Origin of the sequence: uncultured Brachyspira sp. (assembly GCF_944390595.1) — a bacterium.
GTDB lineage: Bacteria > Spirochaetota > Brachyspiria > Brachyspirales > Brachyspiraceae > Brachyspira.
The window spans coordinates 1-18,467 of sequence record NZ_CALXRN010000231.1; the positions used below are offsets into that span (position 1 = coordinate 1).

At 28.7% G+C, this 18,467-nt stretch carries 15 protein-coding genes and 1 pseudogene; 5 read left to right on the forward strand and 11 right to left on the reverse strand.

What is annotated here, in order from left to right; all coding sequences use genetic code 11:
- Positions 1-4 precede the first annotated feature (4 nt).
- Both Q0J90_RS13705 and Q0J90_RS13710 read right to left on the reverse strand, forming a co-directional pair.
- A complete protein-coding gene (locus Q0J90_RS13705) occupies positions 5-1,129 on the reverse strand; it encodes a hypothetical protein (protein WP_297278444.1) in 1,125 nt (374 codons plus the stop codon).
- Between the two features lie 38 nt (positions 1,130-1,167).
- The gene (locus Q0J90_RS13710) at positions 1,168-1,866 is read right to left on the reverse strand and encodes a DUF554 domain-containing protein (protein ID WP_297278445.1); all 699 of its coding nucleotides are present in this window, start codon (positions 1,864-1,866) and stop codon (positions 1,168-1,170) included.
- Positions 1,867-2,111: 245 nt separating this feature from the next.
- On the opposite strand from Q0J90_RS13710, the gene Q0J90_RS13715 reads away from it, so the two are divergent.
- The 3 genes from Q0J90_RS13715 to Q0J90_RS13725 are packed head-to-tail and all read left to right on the forward strand — an operon-like array spanning position 2,112 to position 4,769.
- Positions 2,112-3,278, forward strand: coding sequence for a hypothetical protein (locus tag Q0J90_RS13715; RefSeq protein WP_297278446.1), 1,167 nt, complete (start codon positions 2,112-2,114; stop codon positions 3,276-3,278).
- Positions 3,279-3,291: 13 nt separating this feature from the next.
- Complete coding sequence (locus tag Q0J90_RS13720) at positions 3,292-4,203, forward strand: leucine-rich repeat domain-containing protein (RefSeq protein ID WP_297278447.1); 912 nt, start codon at positions 3,292-3,294, stop codon at positions 4,201-4,203.
- Positions 4,200-4,769, forward strand: coding sequence for a LysM peptidoglycan-binding domain-containing protein (locus Q0J90_RS13725; RefSeq protein ID WP_297278448.1), 570 nt, complete (start codon positions 4,200-4,202; stop codon positions 4,767-4,769). Before Q0J90_RS13720 ends, Q0J90_RS13725 begins: the two co-directional genes overlap by 4 nt.
- Before the next feature lie 53 nt (positions 4,770-4,822).
- Here the strand turns inward: Q0J90_RS13725 and glgP are convergent, their stop codons facing one another.
- Positions 4,823-7,384: an alpha-glucan family phosphorylase gene (gene glgP, locus Q0J90_RS13730; RefSeq protein WP_297278449.1), complete on the reverse strand. Its 2,562-nt coding sequence runs from the start codon at positions 7,382-7,384 to the stop codon at positions 4,823-4,825.
- Between the two features lie 410 nt (positions 7,385-7,794).
- Here glgP and aroF point away from each other — a divergent pair, with 410 nt between their 5' ends.
- Together aroF and aroB are read left to right on the forward strand one after the other, a co-directional pair.
- Complete coding sequence (gene aroF / locus Q0J90_RS13735) at positions 7,795-8,838, forward strand: 3-deoxy-7-phosphoheptulonate synthase (protein WP_297278450.1); 1,044 nt, start codon at positions 7,795-7,797, stop codon at positions 8,836-8,838.
- A 75-nt stretch (positions 8,839-8,913) separates the two neighbouring features.
- Positions 8,914-9,978, forward strand: coding sequence for a 3-dehydroquinate synthase (gene aroB / locus Q0J90_RS13740; RefSeq protein ID WP_297278451.1), 1,065 nt, complete (start codon positions 8,914-8,916; stop codon positions 9,976-9,978).
- 447 nt (positions 9,979-10,425) lie between these two features.
- Here aroB and Q0J90_RS13745 read toward each other — a convergent pair whose 3' ends face one another.
- The 8 genes and pseudogenes from Q0J90_RS13745 to Q0J90_RS13780 all read right to left on the reverse strand — a co-directional run.
- Positions 10,426-10,857, reverse strand: a complete 432-nt coding sequence (locus Q0J90_RS13745; protein WP_297278452.1) for a flavodoxin — start codon at positions 10,855-10,857, stop codon at positions 10,426-10,428.
- A 14-nt stretch (positions 10,858-10,871) separates the two neighbouring features.
- Positions 10,872-11,465 (reverse strand): DUF3793 family protein, encoded by a 594-nt coding sequence (locus tag Q0J90_RS13750; RefSeq protein WP_297278453.1) that lies wholly within the window; start codon positions 11,463-11,465, stop codon positions 10,872-10,874.
- Between the two features lie 126 nt (positions 11,466-11,591).
- On the reverse strand, positions 11,592-11,999 hold the full coding sequence (locus Q0J90_RS13755; protein WP_297278454.1) for a FlgD immunoglobulin-like domain containing protein: 408 nt from the start codon (positions 11,997-11,999) through the stop codon (positions 11,592-11,594).
- Between the two features lie 11 nt (positions 12,000-12,010).
- Positions 12,011-12,829, reverse strand: a complete 819-nt coding sequence (locus Q0J90_RS13760) for a PTS sugar transporter subunit IIA (protein WP_028328934.1) — start codon at positions 12,827-12,829, stop codon at positions 12,011-12,013.
- Between the two features lie 86 nt (positions 12,830-12,915).
- Positions 12,916-15,003 (reverse strand): elongation factor G, encoded by a 2,088-nt coding sequence (gene fusA / locus Q0J90_RS13765; protein WP_297278455.1) that lies wholly within the window; start codon positions 15,001-15,003, stop codon positions 12,916-12,918.
- A gap of 903 nt (positions 15,004-15,906) precedes the next feature.
- Entirely contained in the window at positions 15,907-17,091 is a 1,185-nt protein-coding gene (gene metK / locus Q0J90_RS13770) for a methionine adenosyltransferase (protein WP_297278456.1), read from the reverse strand.
- A gap of 116 nt (positions 17,092-17,207) precedes the next feature.
- A complete protein-coding gene (locus tag Q0J90_RS13775; RefSeq protein WP_297278457.1) occupies positions 17,208-18,194 on the reverse strand; it encodes a VWA domain-containing protein in 987 nt (328 codons plus the stop codon).
- A 132-nt stretch (positions 18,195-18,326) separates the two neighbouring features.
- Positions 18,327-18,467, reverse strand: a pseudogene (locus Q0J90_RS13780) (cytidyltransferase); the annotation flags it as partial.

Sequence of the window (18,467 nt, forward strand, 5' to 3'; positions counted from 1 at the left end):
ATATTTAATCATTATAATTTTTTATTTTTTCTATCCAAGTTTTGTATTCTTCATCAGATATTTCATCCAAAATTTTAACATAAGGATTAAGCTTCTGATGCACTTTAGAAAAATAATTCATATTCCATTTTATAGGATTATTCCACATTCCTTCACTATCCATAATAATTATACGAGTTCCATCTATATCCGGTATTTCTTCAGGAGACATATCTCCGTATATTATGTTAATTAATTCTAATTCTCCGTTTTCATCTTCTATATTATATTTTCCATTCTTTTGAAGTGCATAAATTGTATAATACTGCTGATGTGCCTGCGACTCTATTAATTCCTTAGGACTTTCTGTGCCCATTGCTATATTATATACATGCTCATTAAATTCATAATTATCTATTCCATATCTTTTTAACAAATCTTTTTTGTACAGCTCGCTTTCCAATAAAGTAATAAGATAATATCCATTACTCATATCTGATGCTTCTATATAAAATCCTCTCTCAGTTTTTCTGCTTAATACCAAAATTTTTGTTTTTACGCATGCCTCAATTCCTGCATATATATAAGATAAAGCAGGGATATAAACTTCTAAATATTCAATATGCTCAGTTAATCCTAAATCAATAAAATATTTTCTTAAATTATGATTAGAACATATAACAGTCATAATAGGAGCTATCATAATATCAATACCAATAAATGCCTCTAATGGTTTATAATCTAATCTATACATTATATCTATATTAATTTTAGCAATATCATCCTCTGTAAGTTCATCTTCATCCACATTATAAAGCTGAGAAGCATTTTCTATAAATCTGCATGCATTATCAATGTTCTTAAAAAATAAATCTATAATATCCTTTCCAATTTTGTCATCGGCTGTTTCATAATGAAATAATGAATGTCCTATAAAATTAGCTGCATAATATGACTTTAATATATCCATATTATTTAATTCATTTGATATTTCTCTGCATATTTCTAATTCTTTATCATGATTGTTTTTAACATATTCTTTTAATTTTAGAAATTTTTCATTCTGAGATATTAATTTTTTATTTACAACTTCATCTATATTAGATTTTTCTTTAGCATAATCAATATATTCTTTTATCACAGTTTCCATAGTAATAATTTCTCCTAACATTTATATACAATATTATATCATAAAAATTGAATATAAGGTATAAGCAAAACAAGCAATATAGAATAAATTAGTGCAGGCAAAAAATCTCCTGTTTTTATTTTGGCAAGTTTTAATAAATTAATACCGATCATCATAACTGTAGCACCTCCAACTGCAGAAACTTCTGTAAGCATAGTTTCTGATACATAAGGTTCTAAAAAAGATGAAAGAATAGTTAAAGTTCCCTGATACAAAAATATACTAATTATAGAAAAAGATACACCTACCCCATAAACTGTAGACATAAATATAGCCACAAATCCGTCTATAACACTTTTTGTGAATATTAAATCATATACGCCTTGTGTTCCAGCCTGAAAAGAACCAACTATAGCCATAGAGCCTGAACAAAACAGTATAGAAGCGGTTAAAAATCCTAATGCAAAATTACCGGAATTATCTTTAAGAGTAAACTTCCTCTTCAAAAACTCTCCAAAATATTCTATCTTTTCTTCTATCTTTACAAAAGTACCTGTTAATCCTCCAAGCATCATTGATATGGCAAATATTAGTATATGTTTTGTAGTTATTGCCATCATAATGCCTATAGTAAGAGATATAATTCCCGCTGATACAAATACAGGATTTTCATACCTTTTAGAAAGTTTATTTTTAAATACAAGTCCAATAAGTGAACCAATTAATACAGCTATCATATTTACAAAAACAGCTAACATAAAATAAATCCTAACACAAAATTAATTGAAAATAATATAATATTTGTTTATATTTTTATCAATAGGCTTTTGTATATCTTGACTATTTATTTTTTTTATATAAACTATAAAGAGTGGGTTTTGTTTATGATTAGTGCTATATTTTATATAAAAAAATAAATATATTCTTAATAGTTTTATATCTTCTAATATCATATAATTTATATTCAGAAAATGATCCGGCAAAACCAACATTTCACGAATTTATGGATAAATATTCTGCTTATGATGAATATATAAAAAATGACATAGATTTTTTATCAAAAATTCCATCAATACAAAAACTTTGGGAAAATACATATAAATATATAGAAGGTCTTGGTTCTAGTAACTGGCTTGCTATAATGAAAGACCCTTCTAAAATATACAGATATACTGATAATAATGATGTTGCCTTTCTTCTAGGGGCTTCAAGCGGTCTTGCATACCTTTATGAAGGTAATTTTGATAAAATGAATACCTTAATAGCCCAATTAAAAAGAAAAATAAATATGAATGCAGCTTCCGGAGATAATTACGGTCTTATAATACCGCTGCATTATCCTCTTGGTACTATAGGTTTGAGTACGTACGTTAACTTTCAGCTTCCTGATGAAAAAAATGAAGGAAAAGGGTATTGGCATGATATGCTTAATGCTTTAGATCAAATACCAATACCATATATACAATTATCAACTCAGATAAACTGCTGGACTGCTCCAATGTCAATAGGAATTAGATTTGCATTTGCACCAGGATTTAAGGAATTATACAGGCCATTTATAGAAGATATAGAAGTAAATTCAATAGCATATCATGCTGGTTTAGATTTAAAATTCTTTGTTTATAGAGATAAATACTTTTTTGTAGATACTAGGGCTGATTTTAATTTTGATATGGGAGAAATTAATCTAAATGTAAGAGATAAGAAATTCTTTTTTGAAGTACCTATAGAAAATGCAGTTAATAGCGGAGTTTTATTCAATTCAAGTACATATATGGGAGGTAAATGGACATCTTTTTCATTGACCCCTAAAATAGTTGGAGGATTTAAATTCAAAGAAAAAGTGCCGTATATAGATTATTTTGCAATATATGGAATATTAGGAGTAGATTTAATATATGGTTTTTATCAGGGAGGATATAATATAAATATAGGCGATATGAGTCTGATATCTCCAAATAATAAAAATGACCCAAATTATATTATAAAAACATCTCATCATGACCAAGATTCCGGAAGCGGACAATATTTTGCGTATGATATAAGGCTAGGACTAAATATAGATATTTTTTATCAATCAATATCTATTGAATACGCATTTTTATCAAAGAGTTTTTCAATAATGTTTATGCCGTTTGTATATAGATTTGCAGCTGAGCCAAAAATATAGGAGTATGATTAATATGTATAAATATTTATTAATATTATTATTGATTTTATTAACTTCATGTAAAATTAAATTTTTAGAGCCAGATATTATAACTGAAACTCCAAATTCATACTACCTTACAGGAGATTATATTGATTTATCTAAAGTACAATTAACCGATCAAATAATGGATGAATATTTAGCAAATGGCAATGGGTATATGTTATGTTTTACAGGTACTTTAAATACGACCAATCTCGATATTATAATTGAATATGTGAAGAAATCAGGTAAATACATATATTTAGATTTAAAAAATTGTACAGGCAGAACAACTATGAGAAACGGAAATTTTGCTGATTTAGAGTATTTAGCAGGAATAAAACTGCCTCATGATGTACATGATATGGGAAAAGAAATTTTTAAAAATTGCATTAATCTTACTAATGTAGTACTTCCTTTATCTTTAAAAGGTATAAGTGATTATTCTTTTCAAAATACTCAAAAGTTAAGACAAATATATATACCAGATACTATAGGATATATGTATCAATATGCATTTAAAAACTGCAGTTTAGAAATTTTTATAATGCCTGATAACTTAAAAAGATTAGGAGTTGAAGGTTTAATGGGATCTTTGAATCTGAAAATAGTAGTAGTAAATGCAACTTTTGAATGGTTCAGAGCAAGATGTTTAGTTGATACTCCTAAATTGGAAACTATTATATATTATGGAACTGAAATTAGCAAAGTTGTCTTTGAAGGTAATTCTGTTTTTTCAGGAAAGCCTGCAAAAGCAATAACATTATATTTGCCTAATGTATCAAGAGGACAAACTGATTTCAGCAGGTGGGGAGGATACGACTGGGAAGATGTAAAATACCAAGGCGAATTTGATGTTGATGAATTATTAGCTAAATATAAGGAGGCTACAGATTCACAATGAAAAATGTTTTAATTATGATATTTGTTTTAAGTAATTTGCTTTTTTCTACGCAGCTATTTATTGATGAAGTTCCGATAAGATTTCACATAAGAGATAAAATATTGAAAGAAGCAAAAGCAAAAAAGGATTATGAAACAGTAGATGAATTATTAGATGATAGTTTCATAACAGTAACAAATAATAATAACAATATTATTACAGAAACTAATTATAATAATATTGATTTATCAAAATACCAAGAAAAAGGTTATGATATCTCAATAGATATACTCCCTAGGTATTATACCGTAGTAAAAGGAGATACTCTTTTTAAAATATCATCTTATCCATTCATATATGGTGAAAAAAATTTTTGGTATATTATATATAATGCAAACAAAAACGTTTTAAGAAATAAAAAATCTTTAACTATAGGAACAAAACTATTTATACCAAGTATAAGAGGTGAAACTAGATATTGGACATATGAACCTAAATTAGAATATGTACCTTTCAAAATAAGAATGGATTTAACAACAAATATGTATAAAGACTATCCTTATATAGTAAAAACTAAAGATAGATAATTAAAAAGGGCTTTTACATTAAGTAAAAACCCTTTATTAGTTATTCCTTTATATTAACCCCATATTATGAGTTTCATATCAAATTTATAACTTAAATCCTGATGATATGGATACATTCTTATAGCATAACCGCTTTGACCGCTGTTTGTACATTCCAAAACACCAGTGAAAGAATGTCTGCCGTTTCCTAAATCAGCAGAATGCTTCATCTCAACTACTATAGGATCTATAATCTCTTCTTTCATGCTTAATTTTCCATTATAAATTTCCACTTTTACAGAATCAGGTGATATATCTCCTAAATTAACTATAGTTTTTACTTCAAACTTACTTCCAACTTTTAAGCTTCTTGAAGGCATTTCTGATATTGTATTTTCAAATGAAACTTTAGACCATTTTGAGAAAATATCCTGTTTCCATGACTTTAATGCTTTAGCTTTGGCAAATTCATTTTCAGTCATATTAATATATCTCTTACTTGCATTATTATAGAATTTGTTAAAGTAATCAGCAACCATTCTATTAGTAGAGAATACAGGACAAACCGTCTGCATACTCCATTTCATAGCAGCAACCCATTGTCTAGGTATATTATCTCTTCCTCTGTCATAGAATAGAGGTATTATTTCATTTTCTAATACATTATAAAGAGCCTTACTTTCAACTTCATCCTGATATTCTAAATCAGTATACTCTTCTCTGTTGCCAATAGGCCATCCGTTCTGACCATCATAAGCTTCATCCCACCATCCGTCTAATACGCTGAAGTTCAAACCTCCGTTTGGCGGAACTTTCATACCGCTTGTACCGCTTGCCTCTAAAGGTCTTCTAGGGTTATTAAGCCATACATCTACACCTTGAACCATATATCTAGCAACATTTATATCATAGTCTTCTAAGAATACTATATGATCTCTTAAATCTTCTCTGCGGCATATTTCAGCAATATTTCTTATTAACTCTTTACCGCCATTATCATGAGGGTGTGCTTTACCGGCAAAAATAATTTGTACAGGTCTTTCAGAATTAGTTATAATATTTTTTAATCTTTCTAAATCTCTGAAAAGCAAAGTACCTCTTTTATAAGTTGCAAATCTTCTTGCAAAACCTATTGTTAAAGCTTCAGGAGAAAGTATTTGATCAGCATGTTCTATTTCGCTCTTTGTAAATCCTCTGTTTGTAATTTGTGCCTTTAATCTTTCACGGCAGAAATCAATAAGTCTTTCTTTTCTTCTTTCATGAGTTCTCCAAAGCTCAGCATCAGGAATTTTTTGTACTCTTTCCCAAATATCATATTCTAAAGGCTTAGTTCTCCAACGAGGACCTAAATATCTGTCAAGCAAGTTCTGCATATCAAAAGATATCCAGCTTAAAGTGTGAATACCATTAGTAATAGAATCTATAGGAAGTTCATTTACAGGTACACCTTTCCAAATATCTTTCCACATAGCTCTTGATACATGTCCGTGAAGTTCACTAACACCGTTATTTTCAGCAGATAAATTCAAAGCAAGTACTGTCATACAGAAACTTTCTTTTTGATCATCAGGGTTAATTCTTCCGAGTCTTATAAACTCATCCATAGTCATGTCTATATGCTTAACATAATCTGAAAAATATTTTTGAACCATATCTATAGGGAATATATCATTTCCTGCAGGTACAGGAGTATGAGTTGTAAATATATTAGAACTGTATACAACTTCTCTTGCAGAGTTTTTATCTAAATGATTATTCTCCATTAGCTGTCTTATTCTCTCTAAAGAAAGGAAAGCACTATGACCTTCATTCATGTGATAAATAGTAGGTTTAATACCTAATTTTTCTAAAGCCTTAACACCTCCTATACCAAGAAGTATTTCCTGCTGTATTCTAGTTTCCAAATTACCGCCGTAAAGCTGAGCAGTAATATCTCTGTCCTCTACACTATTTTCTTCTATGTTGGCATCTAAATAATAAAGCTCTATTCTTCCTACATTAGCTTTCCATATCTGAGCATAAACTTTTCTACCAGGAAGATCAACATCAACCTTTAAAGTTTCTCCGTTTTTATCTAAAACTTTTTCTAAAGCTAAGTTAAAGAAATCATTTTCTATATCATATTCCTGCTGCCATCCGTCAGCATTTAAATACTGTCTGAAATATCCTTTTCTATATAAAAGCCCAACAGCGACTAAAGGCAAACCTAAATCACTAGCAGATTTTAAATGATCTCCAGACAATATACCAAGACCGCCTGAATAGTTAGGTAAAGATTCATGCAGACCATATTCAAAAGAGAAATATGCTATCTTTTCATTTTTTACTTTTACAGAATCATCTAAATTATTATACCAAGTCTCCTGATTCATGTATGTTTTAAACTCATCATAAACTTCGGCTAAACTCATCATGGCAGCATCATCATGCAGCATAGCATCAAAACGTTCTTGGATGGACTCTCCTAACACTCTTATAGGGTTATGATCTCTTTTATCCCAATTATCAATATCAATAGTTCTTAATAAAGTTACCGCTTTTTGGTTCCAACACCACCAAAAATTTTTAGTAATTTCTATAAGTGGTTCTAATTCTTTTGGAACGGATGGCGAAACCATATACTTATTTAATTTCATAAAATTACCGCCTTAAAAATTATTTTAGATATTTATTTTTTATTCTATAATAAATATACAATAAAATCAATGAATTTATTGTATATTTATAGTATTATATGTATTATGTAATAGTTATTGTAAGTATATAATTTCATTTGTTATTCATAAAAATTTCATATTCTTAATTGACTTTTATTAATATTTCTATATAATATATTACTATGAAAGATAAAATTTTAACAAACTCTATTTACAGAAACAGCTCTTTTTGCTTTCAATTCTTCTTTAACTTTTTTGGCGTTTAAGGCGCCAGTATATTCTATAATTTCACAAACAAATAAATATATATAAAATTAATTTTTTAATTACTAACTAATTTTTTCAAAACATAATTAACATAATATTTTAAATTAAGGAGATTAATTACTATGATTATCGTAATGAAGCCAAATGCTAAAGAAGAATATATAAATAATATAACAGACAGACTTATTAATGCAGGACTAGGTACAAATAAAATAGTAGGTGTTGACTGTACTGTTATAGGTATAGTAGGAGATACTTCAAAAGTAGACAGAGAATTAATGGCTACTTTACCAGGTGTTGCAAGAGTTTTAAAAGTTCAGGAACCTTTCAAAAGAGCAAACAGAGCATTTAAAAAAGAAGATACAATTGTTGATGTAAGCGGAGTTAAAATTGGAGCAGGAAAACCTACTATTATAGCAGGACCTTGTTCCGTTGAAAGCGAAGATCAAGTTATTAATATTGCTAAAAGTGTAAAAGCTGCAGGAGCTTCAATACTTAGAGGCGGAGCTTTCAAACCTAGAACTTCACCTTATGCTTTCCAAGGATTAGCACTTGACGGACTTAAAATATTAAAATTAGCAAAAGAAGAAGTAGGTATTCCTATAGTTAGTGAAATAGTTTCTATAAGGCATTTAGAAGAATTTGAAAATACTGTTGATATGATACAAATCGGTGCTAGAAATATGCAGAACTTCGAGCTTTTAAAAGAAGTTGGAAAATTAAAAAAACCAATACTTTTAAAAAGAGGACTTGCTAATACTATGGAAGAATGGCTTATGAGTGCTGAGTATATACTTGATAAAGGAAACAGCGATGTTGTATTATGCGAACGCGGTATAAGAACTTTTGAAACTTACACTAGAAATACTTTCGATGTTTCTGCTATACCTATGATAAAAAGAATGAGCCATTTGCCTGTAATAGGAGATCCTTCTCATGCAAGCGGTAAATCTTGGATGGCGCTTCCTTTAACTTTGGCCGCTCTTGCTGCTGGTGCTGACGGTATGATTATAGAAGTTCATAATGATCCTGAACATGCTTTATGCGACGGAGCTCAATCTATAAAACCTGATGTTTTCCAAGATATAATGGAATCTGTTAATATGATGTCTGATACTGTAAGCAAAATAAAAGAAAAACATAATGGAAAAATATATACAAAATAATTAATAAATTTATAAAGGCGGATGGTTATAAATCTATTCGCCTTTTAATTATATAAAAATTAAACGGATTATTTTATGAATAAAGTAGAAGTAAGAATAAACAATAACTTAAATACCCAAATAAATTATGATATTTTAGTTCAAAAAGGATTAATAAAAGATACTGGAAAATTAGTAAAAGATATACTAAGAGGAAAAAGAGCTTTAATTGTAACAGATGATATAGTTAATGAACTTTATACTAACATAGTTAAAGAAAGTTTAGAAAAAGAAAATATTATAGTTTCTACATGCGTGTTAAAAAACGGAGAATCTAATAAAAATATAGAAAGCGTTATTAATATTTTTTCTTCATTGGCAAAAAATGAATTAAGCCGCAAAGATATTATAATTGCATTAGGAGGCGGAGTTATAGGAGATATGGCTGGATATGCTGCTGCCGCTTGGATGAGAGGCATTGATTTTGTGCAAATTCCTACAACTTTGCTTGCATGTGTCGATTCCTCTGTCGGCGGAAAAACTGGTATTAATATAAAGGAAGGTAAAAATTTAGTAGGTGCTTTTCATAGTCCTAAACTTGTTATAATAGACAGCGAAACTTTACTATCTCTTCCAAAGAGAGAATTTAATGCCGGAATGGGTGAAGTTATAAAGCATGCATTTTTATTTGATGAAGAACTTTTAAAATATATAGAAAATCATTATTATAATGGAAATGATTTAGATATGGATTTTGTTCTTAAGAGAAACTGCGAATTAAAAGCTCATATTGTGGAAATAGATTATAAAGAACAGAAAGAAAGAATGTTTTTAAACTTCGGACATACTATAGGGCATAGTGTAGAAAATTCTGCAGGTTATGGAGTTTTGCTTCATGGCGAGGCGGTTGCTATAGGTATGATTTTTGCTATAGAGTATGGTATTAAAAAAGGAATAACCAAAGATAAAAACATATTAGAAAGAGCTAAAAATATATTAACAAAAGTACCTCTGCCTATTTCAATACCTGATAATGTAAATTTAAAAGAAGCGGTTAAACTTGATAAGAAAAGAACAGATGATAAAATTAATTTTGTATTTTTAGAATCTATTGGAAAACCTTGTGTTGAAAAAGTCAGTATAGAAGATATTTTAAATTAATAAATTTGCTTTGGCACTTATGCTTTCTATTGTTATGCTGATATTATGTTCTGCTAATGAAAAATCTGATAAAAAACAGAAGTAATAGGTTCTGCTTCTATTGATATAAAAAATAATAATTACATTAATATAGATAAATATATTATAGAAACTTTAAATGCTTATAAAGTATATACAAATAAATATGATGATATAATTAGTATAAATGGAAATTAAATAATAATACAATTAATTTTATCTTACTAACTTTTCAAAAAAACTCCTGAGAGGGATTATAATACATGAGAAATATCAGATGTTGAAATATATATTTGAGCATGATAATGTTAATATGAATGATCTTGGTAAATCAGTTTATTAATATTATAATCTTTAATTAATAAATAATTAAGAGGCATTAACTTTTTATAAGCTAATGCCTCTTTATTATTAGGATTTATTAATTGTTTATGCTTTCATCAATGCTTCGCCTAAACCTACGCATTCATTTACAATAGAATCATCCGGAGTAAGATTTGCGATTAAACCATCTTTAACTAAAGATGCCCCAGCAGAATTTACATCATCCTGCCAACTTCTCATCCATTCTCCATCACCCCAATCATAGGAGCCGAATAAAGCAACTTTCTTTCCGGATAAATTTCCTCTTATAGAATCATAAAAAGGCTGGAACTCTGATTCTTCCAAAACCTCATCACCCATAGCAGGACAGCCTAATGCTACTTTTGAATAATTATCTATACTGCTGCTGTCAAATCCTGATACGCTGAATATATCCGCATTTCCGCCAGCATTTTCTACACCTTTCTTTATATTTTGAGCCATAATTTCAGTATTGCCTGTACCGCTCCAATATATTATTGCTATTTTATCACTCATATTATTACCTCCAATTATTTAATATTTTGATTGAATATATACTGTTTTCTGTAATTATCATAATCATCCATTATTTCAAGAATATCCTTTCCGTTTAAAAATGTATTCATATAAAAATTTCTACATTTGTTATAACTGTCAAAAATTTTTATGGCTTCGTTTTTATTATGATATACTTTCCAATAACCTGTATAAAGACTATTTTTACCATAATTATTAATAAAGCCGTATATGTCCATAAGCGGATATCCTAAAAATATACCTATTTCATGAGGAAATGTTTTTGAATACTGCATTCTATTTTTTAAAAGCTCTATATTTTTATATATATTTTTTGAGCTGTATCCGTAGCATTCTAAAAAACTAAAAATATCATCATTAAAAATATAATTCTCAAGCCTATTTCTATTATAAACATAAACTATAACCTTAGAATCATAATCCTTTATTACAGATACATTTATACCTCTGCTGCTTAAAATTTTATTATATGATGATATTTTTTTATATACTTCATCTATAGATTTATATTGATAGGTGAATATATTAGCTATTTTTATACCTGATAAAGTAGGCGCACAGTGATTAATAATTAATTCATCAAACATATATATACCTCTTATTGTTAGAGTATTCTAACATATATGTTTTAGAATGTCAATACAATTTGTTATATTAATCTAACTTTTTAGCTAAAAAATTGATAGTTTTGAATATAAAAAATGATGCAAAAATTATCTTATAGAAGTTTTAACCTCAGCAACAAATGTAGAATCTTGATCATCTTTAACTGTTACTTTTGCATCATAAATTCCGGAAGGAAGATATTTTCCATTTTTATCCAAACCAGACCATATACAATCTGCTGTATTATTATTTATAGTCAATGTTTTTTCATCAATTAAATCTCCAGATTGTGAATATATCTGAAGTTTAGCACTAGTTATCGTACCGCTCTTTATATAAACTACATATTTAGTAGTCTCACCATTAGATGGAGTAAACGGATTCGGATAATTATAAAACTCTGAAATGTTAGAGCTAGGTTTATTAGGCGAGCACGAAATATATAGGAGAGCTAAAAGAAATAATATAAAGATATTTCTCTTAGCTGACCTTATATTAGATAAAATTCTTATCATTATAATCAACATCAATCAGTAGTAAATAATATTCTTCCGCAATGGAAGCACATTATAATCTGATTTTGTCTTCTAACTTCATTAACAGTCATTTTAGGTATAGCTACATTACAAGCACTGCATTTATAGTTTTCTATTTTAGCTAAAGCCTCGCCTTTATTTTCTTTAATTCTTTTATAGTTTTCTAATACTGCAACATCAATTTTGCTTAATATAGTATCCTTATATTTTTTATATTCTTCTAAAACAACATCTGATTTTTGCTGAGAGTGAGTAGAACTGTAAAGCTCATAAGCTTTAATTTGTATTTCAGCTCTTTCAAGCTCTATTAAGAATTTTATTTGTTTTTCAGCCTCAAATTTTTCATCTAATTTCTTGAAAGATTCTAAAACACTTGAAAGTTCATCATAGCTTTTTGTAGCCATAACTTTATCAAGTATTTCTTTTTGGTTTACTAAGAAGAAAATCTGAGAAAGATTTAAAAGATAATCTTGAGGGTTATCAAGATCAGAAAGTATAGCAAATACAAGTTTAACTGGACTTTTTTCATCAGAATCTGAGTCATAGTTAATCTCATCTTTTAAAAATCCTACAAATATGTCTGTTTTACCATAATTTTGAATTCTTCCATGTGGTACAGCAACACCATTGCCAATATTAGTTGTGTATTCATCTTCACGTTTTTTGAATGCATCAAATATAGCGTCTGCTGAAGCAGAAGCAACAGGTGCAATTTTTTCACTTAACGCTCTAAAAAGTGATTCTTTATCCTTTGATTCCAAGTTCTCAAATACATGTTCTTTTGTAATTTTGTCAATTATTTTGAGCATACAATCTCCTAATTTTATACATATTAAATTATTATATTATAGTATATAAAAAATATCAACTTTATTTTTTATATACAAGCCAAATTTCATTCTCCGCTGCCAAGCAAAGCACTTCTTTCCTCTATAACTTTATCAGCTAAAGGACCTGTAAGTTCTTGATAATGAGAATGCTCCATTTCAAAAGTACCTCTTCCGGATGTAGATGCTTTCATTTCTATAGAATATGTAAGCATTTCAGAAAGCGGAACCTCTGCCTTAATCATTTGTACTGTATTTGATGCTGCCTCCATACCTAAAATTTTACCTCTTTTTCCGGTAAGTTCATTCATTATAGAACCAGTAAACTCTTCAGGAACATAAACTGTAACTTTCATAACAGGCTCTAACAATACAGGGCTTGCATTCTTAAACGCTTCTTTTGCCGCCATAGAACCAGCTATTCTAAATGACAATTCATTAGAGTCTACATCATGGTATTTACCGTCAAAAAGTCTCACCTTAATATCAACCATAGGATATTTTCCTAGAGGACCTTGCGCCATAGCATCCTGTATGCCTTTTTCTACACCATGTTTATTCTTCTTAGGAATAGCTCCTCCAAATATATCATTAACAAATTCGTATCCGCCGTCGCGTGGAAGAGGCTCTACTTCTAAATGTACCTCACCAAACTGACCGCTTCCTCCTGATTGTTTTTTATGTCTGTATTGAGCCTGAGCTTGTTTTCTTATTGTTTCTCTATAAGCTACTCTAGGAACGCTTTGTTCTATTTCTGCTTTAGTAAGGGACACTACCCTATCCAATGCCAATTTAACTTGCAAATCTCCCATAGCTTTTATAATGGTTTCTTTAGTTTCGCTGTCAAATTCAACATGGAATGTTAAATCTTCCTGGGATATAGTATCCAATACCTCTAATGCCTTAATATCATTTTTAAGTATTTTTATAGCTGTAAAATATATAGGCTGAGGTATTTTTAAATGAGCAAATTGGAAAGGAGAACTAGGTGCACTTATTGTATCAGCAGTTCTACAGTCAGATAGTTTTGCTAATACTCCTATATCTCCAGCTGTAATAGTATCGCTTTCTATTTGTTTTTTACCTCTTGCCATATATATATGTGAAACTTTTTCTTTCTTTCCAGTTCTTGAATTATATATTTCATCGCCGCTTTTTATACTTCCGGAACGAACTTTAAAGAATGATATTCTTCCTGCATATTGATCTATTGTAGTTTTAAATACAAATGCAGCAAAAGGATCATCTCCTAATATAGTTCTTTCTGCTTCTTCACCTGTTAGAGGGTTTTTACCATTTGTTGCAGGAACATAAGAAGGAGAAGGCATATATCTTATTATAGTATCAAGTACCGCTCCCATTCCTATATCTCTGATAGAAGTACCAAAAAGAATAGGAACAACTTTATATTGAAGTATAGATTTTGTTAATGCTTCTATATATTCTTCATCAGTAAATTTTCCGCCTTCCAAAAATCTTTCAGTAAGAGTATCATCCACTTCGCAAACTAATTCTTTTAATCTATCGCGTGTAGCTCTATATTCATCATAATATTCTTCTGGAATTTCCGCTTCTATTATTTTACCATTTTCATCCCTAAAGAAAGCCTTATGATAAATAACATCTATTATACCTTTAAAATCTTTACCATTACCCATAGGAATTTGTATAGGCACTACAGGCGGTTCTTTAAAGTTATTTTCTATTTTTTCTAATAAAGCTTTATGATCAACCATTTCTTTATCTATTTTATTAATAAATATAATTCTAGGTCTTTTAAAGCTGTTAGCCATTTGCCAATGTTTTTCTGTTTCTATTTGTATTCCAAATTCTGCATCTATCACAACAATACAAGATTCTGCTACTCTTAAAGCCGGCGTAATTTCTCCGCTAAAATCACCAGACCCAGGAATGTCCAGCAAATTAATTTTATGATCTTTCCATTCAATAAAACTTAAAGAAGTACGTATAGACATTTTCTGCTTAATTTCTTCATCAGTATAATCGCTGACTGTAGTACCTCTCTCAATTTCACCTTTTTTATCTATAGATTTAGATCTAAAAAGTAAGGCTTCATTTAAAGTTGTTTTGCCGCTTCCAACATGCCCTAATATGGCAACATTACGGATACTTTCTGGGTTATAAATTTTTCCCATAGACATTCCTCCTTTGATAACAGGTAATTATTTTGTGATATAATAGACTGTTTATTATATTATTGGTTTTGTTTCTAAAGAAGCTTAAAGAATAAGCTGTTTCATAGAAAACTAAGTAATGCATGATAATTTAAGTATAGTAAAAAAAACATCAAAAATCAAATTTTATACATAATTTTTACTACAAATAATAATTTCATATCATTAATAAATAATTTTAAATTTATAAATTAATTAAAAATAAAATCTATTGCCGGCATAAATAAAACAATTTTTATTATAATTTAATATATTAAAAAATAACAGTTAGTTAAAAATATAAAGATTATGAATTACTGACATTTGTAAAAGCATAAGTAGTTTATAAGTTAGAAATCTGTATTAGCAATAATAAACAAATAATATCTTTTAACATTTTTAGTATTAAAATAACATATATAAAAATTTTATAATTTTTGTTTTTAATATATTTTCTAACATCAGAATAATATTTTATAATGTTAGAAAATATTTTGAAAATATAAATAAACCAACTGCTAACACATTATACTTAAATCATTTGTTTTTATTATAAGCAAATCGTTAATTTTATATGCAGTAAATTTTATAGATATACTTTATTTATATAATAAAGAATATATATCATTTAAGCAGAAAGCAAAAAAATAATTTAAATAATATAAACACTAACAAAAACGAATTAAATACTTCAACAGATTCATTATTTTTAGAAGAGTATAAAAACAATAAAAAACATTTGCTAGTTACAGAATAAAATATACAGAAAATAATCCCAATGAAAATGCATTTATAAAGATAAAAAGAATTAGAGACATAAAAAAGGCTTGCTAATATTTCAATATTAACAAGCCTTGAATGTTTAAAACTATATTAAATAATTAATTATTTAGCATTAGAAAATAAATGCTTAATATCTGTTTTCTCCCAAGTAAACTCTGGAAGTTCTCTTCCGAAGTGTCCATATGCTGTAGTTTTTTCATATATAGGTCTTCTCAAATCCAAAGTTTTAATTATACCCGCAGGAGTTAAATCAATTTGTTTAGTAATGATAGCTGCTAATACTTCATCATGAACTTTACAAGTACCGAAAGTATTAACATATACTGATAAAGGTTCAGGTACTCCAATAGCATAAGCAAATTGTACTAAAGCTCTATCAGCTATTCCAGAAGCAACTATATTTTTAGCTACATATCTAGCCATATAGCATGCACTTCTGTCTACTTTTGTAGGATCTTTACCAGAGAAAGCACCGCCGCCATGAGCACCATGTCCGCCGTAGCTGTCTACAATAATTTTTCTTCCTGTTAATCCGCAGTCTCCCATAGGTCCGCCTACTACGAATGAACCTGTTGGGTTAATATAATATTTAGTATTTGCATCAAGCATATTAGGAGGACATATCTCATTAATAACATGTTTTTTAATGTCTGCTTCTATTTGCTTGTGGTCAACACCGGCAGCATGCTGAGTAGAAATAACAACAGCCTCTATTCTAGCAGCTTTACCATCTTTATATTCAACAGTAACCTGACTTTTACCATCTGGTCTTAAATAGTCAACTATTTTATCTTTTCTAACTTTAGTTAAGCGTTCTGCCAATCTATGAGCTAAATGTATAGTTAAAGGCATAAATGTTTCAGTTTCATTTATAGCATAACCAAACATTATACCTTGGTCGCCTGCACCTTCAGAAACATTTGATGATTCAGAATTAAATAATCCCTTACCAGCACTTACTCCCATATCTATATCTGGGGATTGTTCAGCAATAGCTTCCATAACTGCACAAGTATCAGCGTCAAATCCCATATCGCTGCTTGTATATCCTATTCGCCTTACGGTATCTCTAGCGATTTTTTGATAATCCAATCTAGCTTTTGTAGTAATTTCTCCAGCAATAATAAGCATTCCTGTTTTCGCTAAAGTCTCGCATGCTACTCTAGAATTAGGATCTTGTTTTAAACATTCGTCTAAGACTGCATCGCTTACAGCATCGCAAATCTTATCAGGATGGCCTTCTGTTACCGACTCAGAAGAGAAGTGATAATTTTTTATCTCAGCCATAGTTTTACCTCTTTTTTAAAATATAATTAATCAATTGTATATTAATTAATATAAATAGTCAAGAAAATATTTAATAATTATTATGATTTAGTATAAATATCTATAAAATAATCAGTCTAAGGTATTATTAAAAATCTAGTTGTAGAAAGTATAATACTAAGACAAATACAAATAAGAGCAATTATTATAAAAAGTTTATAAAGTTCTTCATATTGAATTAAGTCATCATCTAATATTGGTTTTTTCTCTATTCTGTCTATTGTGTTATAAACATTATCTAATGCTGAGCTTGTTTTAGCATTAAAATATTTTCCTCCGGTGATAGACGCTATTTCTATTAAACTTTTTTCATTCAATGTAAAATCAGCCCTTATTCTTCTGCGTCCGTAATTAGGATCATCATAAGTAACCCAAGCATGACTGCCGTTAGCATCCCCTATTCCTATTGTATATACTTTTATACTAAAATTTGACGCTATTTCAGAAGCCAATTTAGGATCTATCTCTCCTGAATTATTTTCTCCGTCTGTAAGAAGTATAATAATCTTTTCATTATCATCTTTAACACTTCTAAGCATATCAACAGCTGTAGCAATGCCAAGCCCTATTGAAGTTGAACCTTCTTCATCTATCTCTATTTTACTTATTTCTTCCTCCAAAGAAGCATAATCAAAAGTTGCAGGAGACAGCACAGAAGCACGCAAAGCAAATGATACTAAACTAATTTTATCAAAATTTCTTTTTTTTATAAAATCTATCATAGTTTTTTTTGAAGCTTCAAGTCTTGTAGGAGCCATATCTTCAGCCATCATAGAAGGTGAAACATCAACGACAAGTGAAATATAAATACCCTCCCCGTTAATATCTGATAAATGAGAAATTTTAGCAGGACGGGCTAACCCTATAATAGAAAATGCAAGTGCCAAAATAATAAGAGCAAACGGTATATCTTTTACATAATATCTTGATTTCAATACATTAGACATACTTACTCTAGGATGTTTTACAGAATAAGAATGATTCTTTCTAGTTTGTATATATAAAAATATTATAATAGGCAGAGTTAACAGCAAGAATAAAAATTTCGGAGATACAAAAGTCATTTACACATTTTCCTAATCATAATTTATTATTAAAACACAAAAAACAATATAAAGTAATATTTAGTCAATCATTATACTAAAATACAAATAAAAGTAAAGTACCAAATTATTAACTTTATTAGATTACAGCATTTATTCAAATAAAGTATCTATTATAGAAACAGCCTTTTTAAATCTTAACTGATAATCACCGTTTATAGAATGATATTTTATATTCAAACTATTAAGTATATCTTTTATCTTATTACTGTATTTTACTCTGTCATTTTTTAT